Origin of the sequence: Pseudomonas sp. MWU349, assembly GCF_017947325.1 — a bacterium.
GTDB classification, from domain to species: domain Bacteria; phylum Pseudomonadota; class Gammaproteobacteria; order Pseudomonadales; family Pseudomonadaceae; genus Aquipseudomonas; species Aquipseudomonas protegens.
Genome location: NZ_JAFEVP010000008.1, coordinates 276,435 through 295,034, shown reverse-complemented (window position 1 = coordinate 295,034; position 18,600 = coordinate 276,435). Strand labels below are relative to the sequence as shown.

The 18,600-nt window shown below is 62.3% G+C and carries 20 protein-coding genes; 4 read left to right on the top strand and 16 right to left on the bottom strand.

The window, feature by feature from the left end:
- Window positions 1-64: 64 nt before the first annotated feature.
- From KCG88_RS28815 to KCG88_RS28750, 14 genes are all read right to left on the bottom strand, one after another.
- On the bottom strand, window positions 65-838 hold the full coding sequence (locus tag KCG88_RS28815; RefSeq protein ID WP_047284792.1) for a transglutaminase family protein: 774 nt from the start codon (window positions 836-838) through the stop codon (window positions 65-67).
- Window positions 835-1,785 (bottom strand): alpha-E domain-containing protein, encoded by a 951-nt coding sequence (locus KCG88_RS28810; protein WP_047284791.1) that lies wholly within the window; start codon window positions 1,783-1,785, stop codon window positions 835-837. The genes KCG88_RS28815 and KCG88_RS28810 overlap by 4 nt, the downstream gene beginning before the upstream one ends.
- 11 nt (window positions 1,786-1,796) lie before the next feature.
- A complete protein-coding gene (locus KCG88_RS28805) occupies window positions 1,797-3,206 on the bottom strand; it encodes a circularly permuted type 2 ATP-grasp protein (protein ID WP_210713627.1) in 1,410 nt (469 codons plus the stop codon).
- A gap of 434 nt (window positions 3,207-3,640) precedes the next feature.
- A complete protein-coding gene (locus KCG88_RS28800) occupies window positions 3,641-3,982 on the bottom strand; it encodes a ribonuclease E inhibitor RraB (RefSeq protein ID WP_011060150.1) in 342 nt (113 codons plus the stop codon).
- A 212-nt stretch (window positions 3,983-4,194) separates the two neighbouring features.
- Window positions 4,195-4,428, bottom strand: coding sequence for a hypothetical protein (locus KCG88_RS28795; protein ID WP_047284786.1), 234 nt, complete (start codon window positions 4,426-4,428; stop codon window positions 4,195-4,197).
- 143 nt (window positions 4,429-4,571) lie between these two features.
- On the bottom strand, window positions 4,572-5,180 hold the full coding sequence (locus KCG88_RS28790) for an START domain-containing protein (protein WP_011060148.1): 609 nt from the start codon (window positions 5,178-5,180) through the stop codon (window positions 4,572-4,574).
- Window positions 5,181-5,223: 43 nt separating this feature from the next.
- Window positions 5,224-5,478 carry a YkgJ family cysteine cluster protein gene (locus KCG88_RS28785; protein WP_047284782.1) on the bottom strand — a complete coding sequence of 85 codons (255 nt, stop codon included), beginning with the start codon at window positions 5,476-5,478 and terminating at the stop codon, window positions 5,224-5,226.
- Window positions 5,479-5,648: 170 nt separating this feature from the next.
- Window positions 5,649-6,149, bottom strand: coding sequence for a translation initiation factor 2 (locus KCG88_RS28780; protein ID WP_210713633.1), 501 nt, complete (start codon window positions 6,147-6,149; stop codon window positions 5,649-5,651).
- 77 nt (window positions 6,150-6,226) lie between these two features.
- Window positions 6,227-7,666, bottom strand: a complete 1,440-nt coding sequence (locus tag KCG88_RS28775; protein WP_011060145.1) for a PLP-dependent aminotransferase family protein — start codon at window positions 7,664-7,666, stop codon at window positions 6,227-6,229.
- 205 nt (window positions 7,667-7,871) lie between these two features.
- The gene (locus KCG88_RS28770) at window positions 7,872-8,684 is read right to left on the bottom strand and encodes an OmpA family protein (protein ID WP_047284779.1); all 813 of its coding nucleotides are present in this window, start codon (window positions 8,682-8,684) and stop codon (window positions 7,872-7,874) included.
- Complete coding sequence (locus tag KCG88_RS28765) at window positions 8,681-9,037, bottom strand: DUF4398 domain-containing protein (protein ID WP_047284778.1); 357 nt, start codon at window positions 9,035-9,037, stop codon at window positions 8,681-8,683. Before KCG88_RS28765 ends, KCG88_RS28770 begins: the two co-directional genes overlap by 4 nt.
- A 9-nt stretch (window positions 9,038-9,046) precedes the next feature.
- Entirely contained in the window at window positions 9,047-9,871 is an 825-nt protein-coding gene (locus KCG88_RS28760) for a transporter substrate-binding domain-containing protein (RefSeq protein ID WP_047285467.1), read from the bottom strand.
- A gap of 81 nt (window positions 9,872-9,952) precedes the next feature.
- Window positions 9,953-10,882, bottom strand: coding sequence for an FAD-binding protein (locus KCG88_RS28755; RefSeq protein WP_011060141.1), 930 nt, complete (start codon window positions 10,880-10,882; stop codon window positions 9,953-9,955).
- Between the two features lie 2 nt (window positions 10,883-10,884).
- Window positions 10,885-11,634, bottom strand: a complete 750-nt coding sequence (locus KCG88_RS28750) for an electron transfer flavoprotein subunit beta/FixA family protein (RefSeq protein ID WP_015634720.1) — start codon at window positions 11,632-11,634, stop codon at window positions 10,885-10,887.
- Between the two features lie 548 nt (window positions 11,635-12,182).
- Here KCG88_RS28750 and KCG88_RS28745 point away from each other — a divergent pair.
- Complete coding sequence (locus KCG88_RS28745) at window positions 12,183-13,847, top strand: electron transfer flavoprotein-ubiquinone oxidoreductase (protein ID WP_210713626.1); 1,665 nt, start codon at window positions 12,183-12,185, stop codon at window positions 13,845-13,847.
- Between the two features lie 169 nt (window positions 13,848-14,016).
- Here KCG88_RS28745 and KCG88_RS28740 read toward each other — a convergent pair whose 3' ends face one another.
- Window positions 14,017-14,907 carry an AraC family transcriptional regulator gene (locus KCG88_RS28740; protein WP_210713625.1) on the bottom strand — a complete coding sequence of 297 codons (891 nt, stop codon included), beginning with the start codon at window positions 14,905-14,907 and terminating at the stop codon, window positions 14,017-14,019.
- Between the two features lie 180 nt (window positions 14,908-15,087).
- On the opposite strand from KCG88_RS28740, the gene KCG88_RS28735 reads away from it, so the two are divergent.
- Complete coding sequence (locus tag KCG88_RS28735; RefSeq protein ID WP_047284771.1) at window positions 15,088-16,140, top strand: NAD(P)-dependent alcohol dehydrogenase; 1,053 nt, start codon at window positions 15,088-15,090, stop codon at window positions 16,138-16,140.
- 92 nt (window positions 16,141-16,232) lie between these two features.
- Here KCG88_RS28735 and KCG88_RS28730 read toward each other — a convergent pair whose 3' ends face one another.
- Window positions 16,233-16,712, bottom strand: coding sequence for a GNAT family N-acetyltransferase (locus tag KCG88_RS28730; protein WP_011060136.1), 480 nt, complete (start codon window positions 16,710-16,712; stop codon window positions 16,233-16,235).
- A gap of 212 nt (window positions 16,713-16,924) precedes the next feature.
- Between KCG88_RS28730 and KCG88_RS28725 the strand changes: the two genes are divergently transcribed.
- Together KCG88_RS28725 and KCG88_RS28720 are read left to right on the top strand one after the other, a co-directional pair.
- Window positions 16,925-18,142 carry an MFS transporter gene (locus tag KCG88_RS28725; protein WP_210713624.1) on the top strand — a complete coding sequence of 406 codons (1,218 nt, stop codon included), beginning with the start codon at window positions 16,925-16,927 and terminating at the stop codon, window positions 18,140-18,142.
- An 84-nt stretch (window positions 18,143-18,226) separates the two neighbouring features.
- Window positions 18,227-18,553: a hypothetical protein gene (locus tag KCG88_RS28720; protein ID WP_011060134.1), complete on the top strand. Its 327-nt coding sequence runs from the start codon at window positions 18,227-18,229 to the stop codon at window positions 18,551-18,553.
- Window positions 18,554-18,600 lie beyond the last annotated feature (47 nt).

Genomic DNA, 18,600 nt, shown 5'->3' with positions numbered 1-18,600 from the left:
GCGACACCCTCTGTGCCACCTTCGGCGCCTTCGCCGGCAAGCCGGCTCCTGGCGAAAACGCGGGTTACTGCTGGAGCACCCTGGCGTGCATCTGCTCACCGGCGGCGCCCCGGCGCATGCCGCGTACCGGGCAGGCATCCAGGTAGTCCAGGCCCACCGCCAGCTTGAGGTGGCGCTCGGGCCGCGCCAGTTGGTGGGTCACATCGAAGCTGTACCAGGCGCCTTCCAGCCAGGCTTCGGCCCAGGCGTGGCCCAGTAATTGCCCGCTGTCCTCGCGGTACAGATACCCGGAAACAAAGCGTGCCGGAACGCCCAGGCTACGGGCACAGGCAAGGAAGGCGTGGGTGTGGTCCTGGCAGACTCCGGCGCGCCCGGCGAATGCCTGCGCCGCGCTGGTGGTCACGTCCGTTGCCCCAGGCGTATAGACCATGAGCTGGTGCAGCCCATGCATCAGGTCGATCAACCCTGTGCGATCACGCCGCCTTGCGCATTGCCGGCCGGCGAACTCGCGCAGCTGGACATCGGCCTCGGTCAGACGGGTGAAACGCAGGAACGGCAAGGGCGACTGGCATTCATGCTCGGCCTCGCGCAGCTCATCGATATCCACCTGGCCACGGGCGCCAATGATCACTGCTTCGTGGGGCTCGTCCAGGGTCAGTACGTGGAGGATGTTGCCGAAGGGGTCCCGTTGCGCACGCACCGGTCGTGGCAGATCCAACTGCCAGCAGAGCACCTGCTGGCGCTCGCTGTCGTGGGGTGTCAGGCGCAGGTACTGGATGCTGGTGCCTACCGGATCGGCGTAGCGATAAGTGGTTTCATGGCTCACGGACAGTCTCATGCCGCCTCCAGGTAAGAGCGGTGAATCGCGTTGCCCAACTGGCGCACCAGGGGGATGAAGTCGGTCAGCCAGGCGTGCAGGCCTTCGTCGAGAATCTCATCGATACCGATGTAGCGCAGGCGTGCATCCATCTCCGCCGCCAGGCGCTGGGCCGGGCGACCATTGTCCCCAGGCAGGCTGGCGAGGATCTGGTCGATCTCCTCGGTACAGGCCCGCAGCGAGCGCGGCACGTCGGCGCGCAACAACAGCAGCTCGGCCACATGCCGGGCGCCGGGGGCCTCGCGATAGACCTCGGTGTAGGCCTCGAAGGATGACAAGGCCCGTAGCAACGCACTCCACTGGTAATAGGCATGGGCGGTGCCGTCGCAGACCGCATCGGCCTGGTCGCCGGCCATCTCGTAGCGTGCGTCCAGCAGGCGCAGGGTGTTGTCGGCACGTTCGATGAAGGTTCCCAGGCGGATAAAGCGAAAGGCATCGTTGCGCATGATGGTGCCGTAGGAGGCGCCACGAAACAGATGGGAGCGCTCCTTGATCCATTCGCAGAAGCGGTTCATGCCATAGGCACTGAGGCCCTGGCTGGCGATCTGGTGGATGTCCAGCCAGGTGGCATTGACGTTTTCCCACATGTCGGCGGTGATCCGCCCGCGCACGGCATGGGCACAGGCGCGGGCCGATCCCAGGCAACTGTAGATACTGGCGGGGTTGGCCGGGTCCAGGGCGAAGAACTGCAGTAGCTGCTCGGCGTGCAAGGCCTGGTGGCGGGCGTGGTAATCCTCCAGGGTGCCGGTGATCAGCAGTGGCATGGCCAGCTCGTGAAGGCCATCGCCGCGCCCGTCCTGGGGCATCAGCGACAGGGAATAGCTGACATCGAGCATCCGCGCGAGGTTTTCCGCGCGCTCCAGGTAGCGTGACATCCAGTACAGGTCCGAAGCGGTTCGACTCAACATGGCAGGCTTCCTTAGTCCTCGACCACCCAAGTGTCCTTGGTCCCGCCGCCCTGTGAGGAATTCACCACCAGCGAACCGTCACGCAGGGCCACACGGGTAAGACCACCGGGCACCACACGGGTTTCACCGCCACAAAGGACAAAGGGCCGCAGATCGATATGCCGCGGGGCGATGCCGCTTTCGACAAAGGTCGGGCAGGTGGACAGCGCCAGGGTCGGTTGGGCGATGTACGCCTCGGGCCGGGCCTTGATCCGTGCGCGGAACTCCTCGATCTGCGCCGCCGTGGCCGCCGGCCCCACCAGCATGCCGTAGCCGCCGGAACCCTGGGTTTCCTTGACCACCAGTTGCGCCAGGTTGGCCAGCACGTGGGACAACTCGGCGGGCCGGCGGCACTGCCAGGTCGGTACGTTCTGCAGAATCGGCTCTTCGTCCAGGTAGAAGCGGATCATCTCGGTGACATAGGGGTACACCGACTTGTCATCGGCCACCCCGGTGCCGATGGCGTTGGCCAATACCACAGTGCCCAAGCGGTAGGCTGCCAACAGGCCAGGCACGCCGAGCAGGGAATCGGGGTTGAACGCCAGGGGGTCGAGGAAGGCATCGTCGAGGCGACGGTAGATCACATCCACCGCCTGCGGCCCGGCGGTGGTGCGCATGAACACCCGGTCGTCGCGGACGAACAGGTCGGCACCTTCCACCAGCTCTACCCCCATTTCCCGAGCCAGGAACGCATGCTCGAAATAGGCACTGTTGAAACGCCCCGGGGTCAATACCACCACAGTCGGATTATCCAGGGGGCTGGCGCTTTTCAGGGTGTCCAGCAACAGGTTCGGGTAATGGTCGATGGGCGCGATGCGCTGGGCAGCGAACAGCTCGGGGAACAGGCGCATCATCATCTTGCGGTCTTCGAGCATGTAGCTGACGCCGCTGGGGGTGCGCAGGTTGTCCTCGAGCACGCAGTAGCGGCCGTCGCCGTCGCGTACCAGATCTACTCCGCAGACATGGGCATAGACATCCCCGTGCAGGTCCAGGCCTTGCATGGCCAGCTGGTACTGCTGATTGGCCAGGACCTGCTCGGCGGGAATGATCCCGGCGCGGATGATGCGTTGCTGGTGGTAGAGATCGGCCAGAAACAGGTTCAGCGCCCGTACCCGCTGGATGCACCCTTGTTCGATGATCCGCCATTCCCGGGCCGGGATGATGCGGGGAATGGTGTCGAAGGGGATCAGCCGCTCGGTGCCCTGCTCGTCGCCGTACAGGGTGAACGTGATGCCGGCACGGTGGAACAGCAGGTCGGCCTCGCGACGGCGGCGGGCCAGGAGCTCGTCGGGGGTATTGGCCAGCCAGCGGGCGAACTCGCGGTAATGTTCGCGAACCTGGCCGTCGGCCCCATGCATTTCATCAACAGCGCTGCGGTTCATGCCGTACTCCCTGTCACCTGCACACCCGAGCTTCGCCAGCCCTGTGCCTTCGGCATAAGCGCCCCAAAATCAGTCCATTGCAGCCCAAGGCCGATACCCGCATAACCGGTGCATGCGCGCCGCCCGTGCCATGGCTGGCACCGGTCTTGGCTATCACCAGCATAGTCAGAGTTGATTTCACTGCCCGCTGGCCGCTGGGGATAATCGCGTCCATCGAGCAAACACTTCGCCAAGCCTGATGAAGTCGCTGCTGCAACCTTGATGACGCCGATGACAACCGGGTCCGGGCTCTCCCGACCGGTTCCCTCTCCTGACCGGTCTTCCCTTTTAGCCACCCTCTCGGGTGGCTTTTTTTTACCTTTTGCGGGCCCCGATAACGCAATTGGCCGGCCCAGGGGCCAGCCAATTGCCTGTCTCGGTTTATCAAACGCGGGCTATACCAGCCGTCCACGGATCTCCTGTTTCACTCCCCAGCCCTCAATGATGCCGCCCAGGGGCTCGACCACCGCCTCGAAGTCCTGTTCAAAATCCCCGATGCCGCCATAGGTGGCGTACATCACCTTGCTCAGTTCCAGGTACCAGGCGCCGTCGTCACGCACGCTGACCTGGGCATTCAAGGATTCACCGCGAAAATGTCCTGCCGCCCTGCGTGCCCGCTCCTCATCCGGAAAAATGGCGTAGAACTCGATGGGATGGAATCGTGAAAAGTCGAAACCGCCTTCTTTCATGCGGCGCAGCACACTGCTGCTGATGTCTTCTTGAACGGCTGTGCTCATGAAACGTCCTCCTCAAACCGATGGATAGACTTTCCGTGTTTCCCGAACCACCGGCCAAAGGGACCGGCATCACGACCCGGGGCGGGTCGTCAGGAAACAAGCATGGAGCTGACAAGATCAGAGCCTAGCGAAGAATTCGCTGATCTCGTTTGCAGATTAGCGCCTTGCTCTGGACGTCGCCAGAAATTGCTGCGAAGCGCGCTCTACCCTCTCTAGATCGGCGTGATGCTGAGAATCTGAATGCTGTTCTGCTCTTTCAGGCTCTTGAGGGTCGGGTCCGCGATGCGCCCGTCCAGATCGTTCAGGTCCAGTTCGGCACTCACTGGCAACAACTTGGCCCGCACCAGTTGTGCGGCGCGTTCCATCGTCGGTTGCTGATCGCAATCGAAATGCTCGACGGACTGGACACCATGATCGTCAACGAAAGTGACTTGCCACTTTTGCATCAGTGCCTCCTCGATAGCCCCATGAGTGGGCTGACAACATCTGGACCCTGAGCCACGGGCAATCGTTCCACTGCGCTGGCGGAGCACATCAATGACAAGGCCGCCCGAAGGCGGCCCTGGTAATGCTGGCAAAACTCAGCCGATCAAGGCTTTTCGGCGCGAGCCTTGAGTGCCTTCAGGGTGTTGAACGGCGCATCCACCACGAACTTGTTGGCCAGCCAGGACGGCACGCTGCCACCTGGCTCGGTGTGCACCTGGTAGGTCACTTCCACCTGGTCGGCGCCTTTGGGTACGAACTTCCAGTAACCCTCGACCTGGGCCACCCGCACGAAGCCTTTCTCTTCAGGAATATAGGTGGGCACGCCCTCCAGTTTGCGGGTCAGGCTGCCGTCGGCCGCTTCGCTGGTAGTGATGTGCAGCACCGAATCACGGGCAGTGACCGGCCACGGGGTATTGAACTGGGTGTAGGTCCAGCTTTGATCGCCCTCGTGCTTGAGCAGTTTCTGGGTCTTGCACTCGTGGATCCAGGAGCAGGCGCCCGCCACGTCTTCCTGCAGCGCGCGGAGCTTGGCGATGGAGGTCTTCATGGTGGTCACACCACGGTAGGCCTTGTATTTGGAGCCGGCCACTTCACTCAAGGAGACCTTGATGCCGTCTTCATCCTTGGCGGTTTGCCAGTCTTCGGCGTGGGCCGTTGCCGACAACAGCACGGTTAAACCACAGAGCACAGCCATTCGTTGCAGCGAACCCATTGTCTTATTCCTTATTGTTGAAGTTCCGTTCATTGAGAACACTCTATGCCGCAGTCACTTGTTCCCACCATCCGAGCAAGCGGATGGCTTCTTCTCGGCTTTCGCCACACACCTCGGGATCCGCCTGGAACGCCCCACAAACCGCCGGCCGCTCCGGCAGGCCGAACAGCCCGCACAGGTGTTCGACAGAAAGATGCAGGCAACGTTCTCCCGCCGGCTTGCCATTGGGCATTCCGGGAATCGGGGTGCTGATGGAAGGGGCGATGCAGCAGGCGCCACAACCTTCACGGCAGTTCATGTGAAAAAGCTCCTTGCGACAAGCAGAGTGTTGAATGACGCCCGCCAAGAGTAACCGCTAAAACAGCCGTTTAAAATTACTCAAAGAACGGATTTGACGCACAACCGTGCGTGACTGATCAGTCTCCGACAAAGTGTCGAACCAACCCGTCACAGAAGAGGATGAAGAATTTACTGCTTGAACTCGAAATCCAGGGCCGCGCCTTCGATATCCCGACGTTCCTCGTTGCGCAGCTGCAATTGCATTTCATTGCTGAGCAAGCGGCCGTTGAGCTGGAACGGGCTGCTTTCCTTGGGCTTCTCGCCAAACATCTGAGGCAGCAGCGGCTCGCGCTTGGGTAGCGGCACACTGCCCACCGGCTGCAGGTGCTTGACCATTTCCGGCGGCAGGCTCAAGTCCACCTTGGCACTGGGCAACGGCGTCTTGATGTCCTGATAGGCCCATTTGGACTTGGGCTTGGCGGGCGCCTTCTTGGCCGCGGACTTGCTCTTGCTGGCACTGGCCGAAGGCTTGGCCTTGCTGGCCGGAGCCTTCTTGGCAGGGGCCGCCTTGGTGGCGTGGGCCGCCCCGGCAGCCGGCTTGTCCTGGGAGGAAGCCGCCTGGACAGGGGCCACGAAGGCGGCTCCCAACAGACAGACACTTAACCAGAGGGCAGGTAGAAAGGCTTTCATGAAAGACAGGTAGATCGACAAAAGGTCCTCTATGCTCGCTTGTTGCAGGCCCCATGACAAGCACAGGGCCACACTGATTAAAATCCGCCCGCCGCCTCCTGGCACAACTGGCTGGCAAGCATTCCCAAAGTCATCAGGGCCCGCTCGGCCTCGCGATTCCAGGGCGTACCGCAGTTGAGCCGCACACAGTGGTTGAACTGCTCGGTGTTGCTGAAGATCAGCCCCGGGGCGATGCTGATGCCCTGCTGCAAGGCACGCACATGCAGCTCCTGGGTGTTGACCCGCCCCGGCAGGCTGACCCAGAGGATGAAGCCGCCGTTGGGCCGGGTGATCTGCGTGCCCTCCGGGAAGTACTGCTGCACCGCCAGCTGAAAGGCGCTGAGATTCTTCCGGTATTCTTGGCGGATATACCGCAAGTGCCGGTCATACCCGCCGTTTTCCAGGTAGGCCGCAACCCCCATCTGGGTCACGCTGCACGCAGAATGGGTGCTGAAGGTCTGCAGACGCTGGATTTCCTGCTGGTACTTGCCGGCAATCATCCAGCCGATGCGCACACCGGGAGACAGGGTCTTGGAGAAGCTCGAACAGTAGATCACCCGGTCCAGGCGGTCATAGGCCTTGAGGGCCTTGGTACGCCCCACCTCGAACATCAGCTCGCCATAGATATCGTCCTCGACCACCTGGATATCGAAATCCGATGCCAGGCGCAGCAACTGCTTCTGCCGCTCCTCGGGCATGGTGCCGCCCAGGGGATTGCTCAGGCGCGTGGTCAACACCAGGGCCTTGATCGACCATTGGTTGGCCGCCAGTTGCAGGGCTTCCAGGCTCATGCCGGTGGACGGGTCACTGGGAATCTCGATGACCTTGAGCCCCAGCAAGTCCGCCAGTTGCAGCAGGCCGTAATAGGTCGGCGACTCCGCAGCAATCAGGTCCCCGGGCCGGGTCAGCACCCGCAATGACATCTGCAGGGCATCGACGCAGCCGTGGGTGATCACCACTTCCGAGGGATCGACCACCACCCCGGCGTCGCGCATGCGAATCGCCACCTGACGCCGCAGAGGCTCGAAGCCCGGGCTGAACATGTAACTGAATGCCCGGGGGCTGTGAAACCGGGTGACCTTGGCCAACTGCTGGTGCAGCGCCCGCACTGGCAGATAGTCAACGCTGGGCACCGCGGCCCCCAACGGAAACACACCTTCGCGACGGGACTCCACCAGCACCTGCTGAATGATGCTGCTGCGGGTCACCAGCCCAGGGCGCTCGACCCGGGCGATATCCGGCGTGGGCGCGGTCAGCGCCGGCGTCTGGTGCACGTAGTAGCCCGACTGCGGGCGCGCGCGAATCAGCCCCTGGTCTTCGAGGTTGGCGTAGGCCTGGAGTACCGTGGCGTGGCTGACATTGAGCTGCGAGCTCATCTTGCGTACCGACGGTACGCGCTCCCCCGGCTGGTAGACACCACGGCGAATATCCTCAGCCAGTTGCTGAGCGATACGTTGATAGAGCAAGAGATTGGTCATGGCGCAGCACTCGATTTCACGGCGTTTTATTCTTGTGTGAAACAATACCGGCACAGTTTAGAAGTGTACTGGGACAGTTTCTACAATAGTCGAGGACACAGGGCAGTGAAAAGCATAACTGTAGGGTTTTTGTGAACCTCTTGGCAGGCATAAAAAAACCCGACGCGGGCAAGGCGTCGGGTTTTTCCGTGGCACGGGCGCAGCTTCAGCGAGAAGCGCCCAACTGGCCTTTTTCGTCGGAGAACACAATCTCCACCCGGCGATTCTGCGCCCTTCCCCGCTCGGACGCATTGGCCTCCACCGGGTAGTCGTCGCCATAGCCTTCGACCTGGATGCGTTTTTCATCGATACCCAGGTCCACCAGCACATCCGCCACGGCTTGGGCGCGGTCCTTGGACAGTTGCAGATTGCTCTGGCGCTCGCCAGTGTTGTCGGTGTAACCCTCGATGCGCACCACGCGCTTGGGGTTCAACTGGAGGAACTGCACCACCTTGAGCACGGTGCGGTTCGCCGAGCTCTTCAGTTCCGCTTCGCCGGTATCGAACAGTACGTCCCCCAGAGTCATCACCAGACCGCGATCGGTCTGGGTCGTGGCCAGGCTGATGATCTGCTCTTCCAGCCATTTGCCCTGCTGCTGCACGCTGAGCAACTTGGCTTCGCGCAGGGCCAGCTGCAGGCGCTGGCGCTCCAGCTCGAGCTTGGCCACACGCTCGTTATTGAGTGCCTGTTCGGTATGCTCACGGGCGATTTCGCTGTAGCGCCGACTCAGGTAGGCGTAATGCTCCACATCGCCACCACTGCCCCAATAGGTGGACAGGCGATCGGCGCGGGCCAGGGATTCTCCGGCACGGATCACGTCCTTGGGCGCGATACGCAGAACGTTGGAGTCTTCCTTGACCTTCTGGAAGTCGTTGCTGGCCTGTTGCAGGGCCTCTTCGCTGTGCTGGCCGGCGCAACCATAGAGACCGGCGCACGCCAGGAGCACTGCACTGCCGATGATCCGGGTAGACAGACTCATTGGGCATCTCCCAGTTGCTTGCGCAGGCGAGTGATGCGGGTATTGAGCGCATTGACCTGCTCCTGGCTCTTCTGGGTCAGGACCTTGGCTTCGGCCAGGCGCGCATCCAGTTCGGCCTGCTCGGCGCGCATCCGCGCTTTCTTGTAGGACTCATCCTGCATGTTGCCCTGCGCCCGGGAGAACTTGTCTTCGGCCAGTTTCAACTCGGGCATGTCCTCGGCAGAAGCCCCCACGGCCTTGGCCTGCTCCAGCGTCTGCGCGGTGAGGCGCATCTGCTCGATGGGCGCCGGATCGGTTGCACAACCCGCCATGGCGAGAACAGCCATGGCGGCGAAAAGAGGTCGAATAGTCACACAAGATTCCTACTGTTTTGGGCTGCTGACGGGTTGCTGCAACTGGGCCTTCCAGCGCTCCAGATTGCGTTGCAGCAAGGTCTCCGTCAGACCGGACGCGGGCAATTCTGTCATCTTTTTGGCCAACTGTCCGCGCAACCATGGGTCATTGCAGGCGGAGTTATGGGACAGCGCAAGGAACAGCCCCGGTTTGTCGATGGGCTGGGGAAACGCCGCCAGATCCGCCGTCATGCCCAGGGTCTGGGCCATGGCCATGCCTGCGTAGCGAGGCGCCAGCACATAGTCCACCTCCCCCAAGAGCAAGGTCTGGAAGACCTGGGTCAGATTCGGCAGGTGCTTGAGTTGCAGATGCTCCTTGGCCATGGCGACAAAGGGCTGAGTCAGCCGGGCCTTTTCCGACACGGCGCCAGGATGGCCTGCCAGGTCTCCCGGCTGGGTGTAGCTGAGGGTCGAATCCTTGCGGGTCCAGACGAGATAGTCGTTCTGCACCAGCGCGGGGTGGATGTAGTCCAGCGACTCCAGCTCATTGAGGGTCAGCGGTGCATCGGCGAGCAGGTCCATGCGCCCGGTGCGTACCTCGTCCAGCGCATCGGAGCGCTTGCCGGCATACAACACTTCGACCTTGAGCCCCAGTTCCCCGGCCACCTGCTGCAGCAGGTCGGCGCTGGCGCCCATCAGGTGCTTGGGGTCCTGAGGGTCACGCCACAGGTAAGGCGGTGCATCGGGGCTGCCAGTGACCACCAGACGCTCGCACTTGCCCGCCGCCATCGACAGCGACGGCAACAACGTCAGGCCCAACAGCACTGACCAGCCACTCATGCGGCGCAGATCCATGGCGAAACCCTCCCCCGACAAAAAACACACATAAAAAAACCCGGCCAAAAGGCCGGGCTCTTTATAAGTGAAGACGCCGGATTAGACCAGCTTCTCCAACTCAGGTACGGCTTCGAACAAGTCCGCTACCAGGCCGTAGTCGGCTACCTGGAAGATTGGCGCTTCTTCGTCCTTGTTGATCGCGACGATCACTTTGGAGTCCTTCATGCCCGCCAGGTGCTGGATCGCGCCAGAGATACCGACGGCGATGTACAGCTGCGGCGCAACGATCTTGCCGGTCTGGCCGACCTGCATGTCATTGGGCACAAAGCCTGCGTCCACCGCAGCGCGGGACGCGCCGACAGCAGCGCCCAGCTTGTCGGCCAGGGCGTACAGGTGCTTGAAGTTGTCGCCGTTCTGCATGCCGCGGCCGCCGGAAACGACGATCTTGGCTGCGGTCAGTTCAGGACGATCGGACTTGGCCAGCTCTTCGCCAACGAAGCTCGACTTGCCGGCATCGTGAGCGGCGCCCACGGTTTCGACTGCAGCCGAACCCCCTTCAGCGGCAACGGCGTCGAAGCCGGTGGCACGCACGGTGATGACTTTTACGGCAGCCGAGGACTGCACGGTAGCGATGGCGTTACCGGCATAGATCGGACGCTTGAAGGTATCAGCGCTTTCTACCGAAATGATTTCGGAGATCTGGTCAACGTCCAGCTGAGCGGCAACCCGCGGCAGGATGTTTTTGCCGTTGGAAGTGGCGGCAGCCAGGATGTGGCTGTAGCCAGCGCCCAGTTCGGCCACCAGCGGCGCTACGTTTTCCGGCAGTTGGTGAGCGTAGGCGGCGTTGTCGGCCACCAGCACTTTGGCCACGCCAGCGATCTTGGCCGCGGCTTCAGCCACGGCGCCAACGCCCTGGCCAGCTACCAGTACATGCACGTCACCACCGATTTTGGCGGCGGCGGCAACGGTGTTCAGGGTGGCCGGAGCCAGCGCCTTGTTATCGTGTTCGGCGATTACCAAGATAGTCATGATCAGATTACCTTCGCTTCGTTTTTCAGTTTCTCGACCAGTTCAGCCACCGACTTGACCTTGATGCCCGCGCTGCGTGCAGCCGGCGCTTCGACTTTCAGGGTCTTGTTGGTGGAGGCGGTGGAAACGCCCAAAGCATCAGGAGTCAGCGTTTCAAGCGGCTTCTTCTTGGCTTTCATGATGTTTGGCAGAGACGCGTAGCGCGGCTCGTTCAAACGCAGGTCGGTGGTGACGATGGCTGGCAGGTTCAGCGCAACGGTCTGCAGGCCGCCGTCGATTTCACGGGTGACGTTGACCTTGTCGCCAGACACTTCGACCTTGGAGGCGAAGGTGCCTTGAGCGTAGCCGCTCAGGGCCGCCAGCATCTGGCCGGTCTGGTTGTTGTCGCTATCGATGGCCTGTTTGCCGAGGATCACCAGCTGTGGCTGCTCCTTGTCGACCACAGCCTTGAGCAGCTTGGCCACGGCCAGGGAGTTCAACTCTTCAGCGGACTCGACGAGGATCGCGCGATCGGCACCCAGTGCCAGGGCGGTACGCAGTTGCTCTTGAGCAGTAGCAGGACCGATGGAGACGACGACGATTTCAGTCGCAACACCTTTCTCTTTCAGGCGTACGGCTTCTTCCACTGCGATTTCGCAGAAAGGGTTCATCGACATCTTGACGTTGGCGAGGTCGACGCCGGAGTTGTCCGCTTTGACGCGAACCTTGACGTTATAGTCGACCACTCGTTTGACAGCTACAAGAACCTTCATGGATTCCTCGTTACTCTCCGGTGAAAAGAAAGTCGCCTAGGCGAGAACCTGGCGGTTGATGCTCATCGGCACAAGGGCACCTCCAAAAACGCTGGCGCATAAAAAGGTTGACCTTGCTCACGGGGTGATGACCGTTCGTCAGTGGTGACCGACGAGTCATTCATTATCGCGGCGTGTAGACTGCGCACTTTCAAGCTGCGCGCGCGTCACCTTTACTGCCTTTGCCCTGTCTTTAGAGGTGCTCTTGAAACCAACAGTCAGCCTACGGCGAGCGCAAAACCGACCGTATCTTGACCGGAACGCCTTTTCCGGTCAATACGGCAAAATAGCCGTTTATAAGCCGCGCTTCTTTGATTTATCTGGGCTGCGGCAAATTCAAACAAACGTTTGTATTGGACGCTGAGAGTGGTGTAGATATAATGCGCCGCCCAGAGAGAAAGGTCGGCCGTCCTCCCCTTCTCCCCCCATGCGCGATGGGAGAAAGTGGGGATGCAACGCCAAACCTCCAATTAGAAAAAACCGTTGAGCCTTGAGTAGGAGATAGCCTAGTGGAACGCGAATACATGGAATTCGACGTGGTCATCGTCGGTGCCGGCCCCGCAGGCTTGTCCGCCGCTTGCCGCCTTAAGCAGAAGGCCGCTGAAGCCGGGAAGGAAATCAGCGTCTGCGTGGTTGAAAAAGGCTCCGAAGTCGGTGCTCACATCCTTTCCGGTGCCGTGTTCGAACCACGGGCCCTGAATGAACTGTTCCCGGACTGGAAGGAACTGGGCGCCCCGCTCAACACCCCGGTCACCCGCGACGACATCTATGTCCTGCGCAGCGGCGAAACCTCCACCAAGGTTCCAGACTTCTTTGTGCCCAAGACCATGCACAACGAAGGCAACTACATCATTTCCCTGGGCAATCTGTGCCGCTGGCTGGCCCAGCAGGCCGAGAACCTGGGCGTGGAAATCTACCCGGGCTTTGCCGCCCAGGAAGCCCTGATCGACGAAAACGGCGTAGTGCGCGGGATTCTTACCGGCGACATGGGTGTCGACCGTGAAGGCCAGCCGAAAGACGGCATGTATACCCCCGGCATGGAACTGCGCGGCAAATACACCCTGTTCGCCGAAGGCTGCCGTGGCCATATCGGCAAGCAACTGATCAAGCAGTTCAAGCTGGACAGCGACGCCGACGCCCAGCACTACGGCATCGGCCTCAAGGAAATCTGGGAAATCGACCCAGCCAAGCACCAGCCTGGCCTGGTGGTGCACACCGCCGGCTGGCCGCTGGACGTCATGAGCAACGAGAACACCGGCGGCTCCTTCCTCTATCACCTGGAAAACAACCAGGTAGTAGTGGGCCTGATCGTCGACCTGTCCTACGCCAACACTTACCTGTCGCCGTTCGACGAGTTCCAGCGCCTCAAGCATCACCCGGTGCTCAAGCAGTACCTGGAAGGCGGCAAGCGCATCAGCTACGGCGCCCGCGCCATCTGCAAGGGCGGCCTGAACTCGCTGCCCAAGATGGTGTTCAAGGGTGGCGCGCTGATCGGCTGCGACCTTGGCACCCTGAACTTCGCCAAGATCAAGGGCAGCCACACCGCCATGAAGTCCGGCATGCTGGCCGCCGATGCGGTAGCCGACTCGCTGTTCGCCGGTTCCGAAGGCGCCGACGAACTCAAGAGCTACGTCGATTCGTTCAAGGGCAGCTGGCTGTATGAAGAGCTGTTCGCCAGCCGCAACTTCGGCCCGGCCATGCACAAGTTCGGCCCGATCATCGGCGCTGGCTTCAACTGGATGGACCAGAATATCTTCGGCGGCAAACTGCCGTTTACCCTGCACGACACCAAGCCGGACTACGCCTGCCTGAAGCTGGCCAAGGACTGCGTGAAGATCGACTATCCGAAACCCGACGGCAAACTCAGCTTCGACAAGTTGAGCTCGGTGTTCATCTCCGGCACCAACCACGAAGAAGAACAGCCTTGCCACCTGAAGCTGACCGACCCGAGCATCCCGCTGAGCCGCAACCTGCCGCTGTACGACGAACCTGCCCAGCGTTACTGCCCGGCCGGCGTGTATGAGGTGATCACCCAGGAAGATGGCGAGAAGCGCTTCCAGATCAACGCGCAGAACTGCGTGCACTGCAAGACTTGCGACATCAAGGACCCGGCCCAGAACATTACCTGGGTCACTCCGGAAGGCGCCGGCGGCCCGACTTACCCGAACATGTAAGCCGCTGCAATAAAAGAAGGCCCCCTTTATGGGGGCCTTTTTCATGCCCGGGATTCGGCGACACCGCCCCCTGTAGGGGCCGGTTTGCCGGCGAAGAGCCCCCCAAGCCTTGTTCCGGCCCTAGGGCGCATTCGCTGGCAAGCCTGCTCCTACAAGGGGCGCGGTGTTTTCAGGCGGCGCGCTCGTCCCCGGGATTACGCTGGAAGTAGCGCTTGTACTCGCGGCTGAACTGCGAAGTGCTCTGGTAGCCCACCCGATGCGCTACCTGGGCCACGCCCAGCCCCTCTCCCAGCAGCAACTGCTGGGCCTTGAGCAGGCGCAGGCGCTTGAGGTACTGCACCGGCGACAGCAGGGTGCTGCGCTTGAAATGCTCGTGGAAAGTCGAGGTGCTCATGTTGGCGCAGCGGGCCAGGGTCTCGACGTTCAACGGCTCGGTGTAGTGCTCGTGCAGGTGATTGAGCGAAACCGCAACCCGGGCGAACTGCCCCTGCTGCTCCACCAGCGCCCGCAGCGCATCGGCCTGGGGCCCGCGCAAAGCGGCAAAGAGCAACTCGCGCACCCGTGAAGGGCCCATGACCTTGCACTCCAGAGGATCGTGCAGGCAGCGCAGCAGGCGTTCCACGCAACCGCGCATGGTGTCGTCGAGCACCGCCGAAGTCATCGACTCCAGGGTCTGCGCCGAAGCCGCCCGGCCTTCGGTGACGCCCATGGCCAGCACCAGCTCGCTCAACACCGCCCGGTCGATGGCGATGGAAACCCCCAGCAGCGGCGCATCGGGCAAGGCGAAGGTTTCGCACTCGAAGGGCACCGACAGGGCCTGGATCAGGTAATGCCCGGCACCGTATTCCAGGGTTCGCGTGCCCAGGTAGGCCAGCTTGCTGCCCTGGGCAATGATCATCAGGCTCGGCTCGTAGATCTGCGGGCCCCGCGCCACGTCGCAACTGGCCCGCAGCAACTGGACCCCAGGCAAGGCGGTGGCAACGAAACCGTCACGGCTGGCAAGGGGCTGGATCAGCGAGACCAGGGTGGCGTTGGCGTCCAGATGGCGGGTCAGCAGCATGGGGAAAACTTCACGGAAAAAGGGACGAAAACATCATCGCAGGTCTGTACGCCAATGCCGCGTGAAAACCGCCAATGCCGGAGGAATAGGCATGACATGCCGAGGAATCGCCATGGTTGGCCCAGGGCCCGACTCCGAGAATGCCACGCCTCAATCGTCAATGCTTTTGCGAGGTCCACCATGTACACCGCCATCGGTTATGCCGCCCAATCGGCCACCACTCCCCTCGCCCCCATGAGCTTCCAGCGCCGCAGCCCACGTGCGGACGACGTCGCCATCGAGATCCTCTACTGCGGCGTCTGCCACTCCGACATCCACCAGGCCCGCAACGAATGGGGCATCGCCGTGTACCCGCTGATGCCGGGCCACGAGATCGTCGGCAAGGTCACAGCCGTCGGCGCCAACGTCAGCAAGCACAAGGTCGGCGACCTGGTGGGCGTCGGTTGCATGGTGGATTCCTGCCGCCACTGCGAGGCTTGCGCCGCCGACCTGGAGCAATACTGCCTGCAAGGCCCGACCATGACCTACGCCACCCCGGACCGGGTCGATGGCAGCAACACCATGGGCGGCTACTCCGACAGCATCGTGGTCAGCGAGCACTTTGTGGTGCGCATCCCCGAGAAACTCGACTTGGCCAGCGCCGCGCCAATCCTCTGCGCCGGCATCACCACCTACTCGCCACTCAAGCATTACGGGGTCAAGCCCGGTGACAAGGTGGGGATTCTCGGCATGGGCGGCCTGGGCCACATGGGCATCAAGTTCGCCAAGGCCCTGGGCGCCGAAGTGACCCTGTTCACCCGCTCCGCGAGCAAGGCCGAAGAAGCCCGCCGCCAGGGTGCGGACCATGTGATCGTATCCACCGACGCGGCGCAGATGCAGTCGGCGGCCGGGCACTTCGACTTTCTCCTGGACACCATCCCGGTGCCCCACGACCTCAACCCCTACCTCGACACCCTGCGCTTCGATGGCGTGCATATCCTGGTGGGCCTGATCGAACCGGTGGACCCGGCGCTGCATGCCGGCAAGCTGGTGATGAGCCGCCGGGTGCTGGCCGGTTCGCTGATCGGCGGCATTGCCGAGACCCAGGAAGTACTGGACTTCTGCGCCGAGCACGGCATCACCTGCGATATCGAAATGCTCGACATCCGCCAGATCAATCAAGCCTACGAGCGCATGATCAAGGGTGATGTGAAGTACCGCTTCGTGATCGACATGGCGACCTTGAAAGGCTGATTCTCGACACCGTCAAAGCATGGCTTGTCGCCGGGGGCGCCGATGGCGTGCGCATTCGCCGACACGCCGGCTCCTCCACGAACAAGCCGGCGTCAGCCGCGAGCAAAGGCGCGCAGCACTTCGCCATCCATGCGGTACTTGACCCATTCCTCCTGAGGCTGGGCGCCCAGGGACTTGTAGAACTGGATCGCCGGCTCGTTCCACTCCAGCACGCTCCATTCGAAGCGCCCGCAATCATTGTCACAAGCGATCTGCGCCAGATGCCGCAGCAGTTGCTTGCCCGCCCCGCCTCCCCGTTGTTCCGGAGTGATGTAAAGGTCCTCCAGGTACAGGCAATTGCTGCCCAGCCAAGTGGAATAACTGAAGAAGAACACGGCAAAGCCGATCGGCACGCCTTCGCGCAGGCAGATCAGGCCATGGGCCGTGGCCCCCTCGCTGAACAGGCTGCGTTCGATATCGGCGACGCTGGCGATCACTTCATGGCGGGCCCGCTCGTAATCGGCAAGTTCGGTGATGAACGCAAGAATCTGCGGGGCATCGCTGGGCAGTGCAGGACGGATTTCTACGGTCATCGACGGCTCTCTTGTTGGAATCAGGCGGCCATATTAGAACGGCAGCAGAAATACATGCACGACCATTTATGCCAATCCCCCCCGGCCCAGTTTCTTGCGCACGGCACTTACTCCGCTGCCGACTAACCCTGAGGCCTGCAGGAACACAACAAACACCGGGAGGCGCCATGTTAGAAAGCCCGGCATAACTTCAAGCATAAAGAGGCACTTTCATGTCGGCGTGCACCCCGCAGCAGTCCCGGGTCTCGGCCCCGTTATTCGGCCTGTTCTGCCTGGGCAGCTACCTGCTATCGCTGTCCTACGGCTCGACCTTTCTCCTGTCGCTGCTGATCGGCAGCCGTGGCGGCAATGAACACGATGCCGGCACGGTGATTTCCACAGCCATGCTCAGCACCTTTGTTGCGGTGATCGGCTCCGGGCACCTCTCGGACCGCCTCGGCGCCGCGCGCTCGGTGGCAGTGTTCGGCTGCCTGCTGGCGGTGGCCAGCCTGGGCTTTGCCCTGACCCCAGGGGTCGGCCCCGGCCTGCTGTTCTTCGGCCTGACCCTGGGCCTGGGCTGGGGGGTGTTCTATACCCTGGGGCCGATCATCGTGGCGATGCTGGTGGAGCCCGCGCAACGGGCCCGCTATTTCGCCCTGCTGTCGGGCAGCATGATGACCGGCATCGGCTCCGGCCCCTTGCTGGGGCGCCTGGCCAGTGCCCTGGGCTACCCACTGACCAGCGCCTTTCTGATCGCCGCCGGTGCCAGCCTGTTGGGTGTGCTGATCTTCTGGCGGCTGGGCGGCCGGCTGCGCCAGCAGGCCAACCACCTGGGCACCGCGGCGGCTAGCATCACCTGGACTGGCACCGCGCAGGTGCTGTCCTCCCGCGCCGCCTGGCCGATTCTCATGGTGGGCCTGGGAGGTTGCGTATTCGGCGGCCTGTCGAGTTTCCAGACCAGCTACGGCCCCTCCCGCGGCGTCGACTACTCGCTGTTCTTCCTCGGTTTCATGAGCGCCGCCATCGCCAGCCGCCTGCTGATCGCCGGGATCGTGGTCAAGCGCGATCCCTATCGTGCCGCCTGCCTGCTCTCGGGGCTGATGCTGGTGTCGATCCTGCTCTTTTTATTTGCTGTCGACAGCAGCACCAGCTACTTGCTGGCTGCCGTGACCCTGGGGGTGGGCTATGGCCTGACCTACTCGGTGATCAATGGCCTGGCGGCCAACGAAGCGCCAGCGGGCTGCACTTCCCAGGCGTTGCTGCTGTTCAGCCTGTCGTATTTCATCGGGGTCTTCGGCTTTCCCTGGCTGGCCGGGCGGATCATCGTCGAAGCCGGCATCCAGGCGCTGCTGTTCACGGTGCTCGGCGTGGCCTTGCTGAACTGGCTGATCAGCCTTGGCCGCCTGGGCTGGCGGCGTCTGGGCCACTGGCGTATGGCAGCCGGCGCATAACACCGTTCGTCGATCATCAGGCACCAACCGGCCCCGGCAGCGGACCAATATCAGGTAACGACTCTAACGAATGGAGGCGACACCATGATCAAGGTCCAACTCTGCGCCCTGGCCCTGGCCGGGCTGCTATCCACTGCCGCCCTGGCCGGCGCCACCGGCCCGACCAACCCGGTGGAAGGCCCGAAATCCCCGGCCACCCAGGGCACGCCGAAGATCAACATCAACCCACCGGCCATGGACGAAGGCTCATTGCCACCGGCGACCGGGACCGACCCACGCATTCAGGGCAACGACAACGGCCGCCAGGGCGGTGTCGGCACCATGGATTCCAGCACACCCGACAGTGGCAAGACCGGTACCGGCTCGAAAACCACCACCGGCGGCTCAGGTTCTGAAGGCAGCAGCCAGTAACCGCCGGTTCAATCCAGCAGGCCCAGTGCACCAGGGCCTTGAGGAGA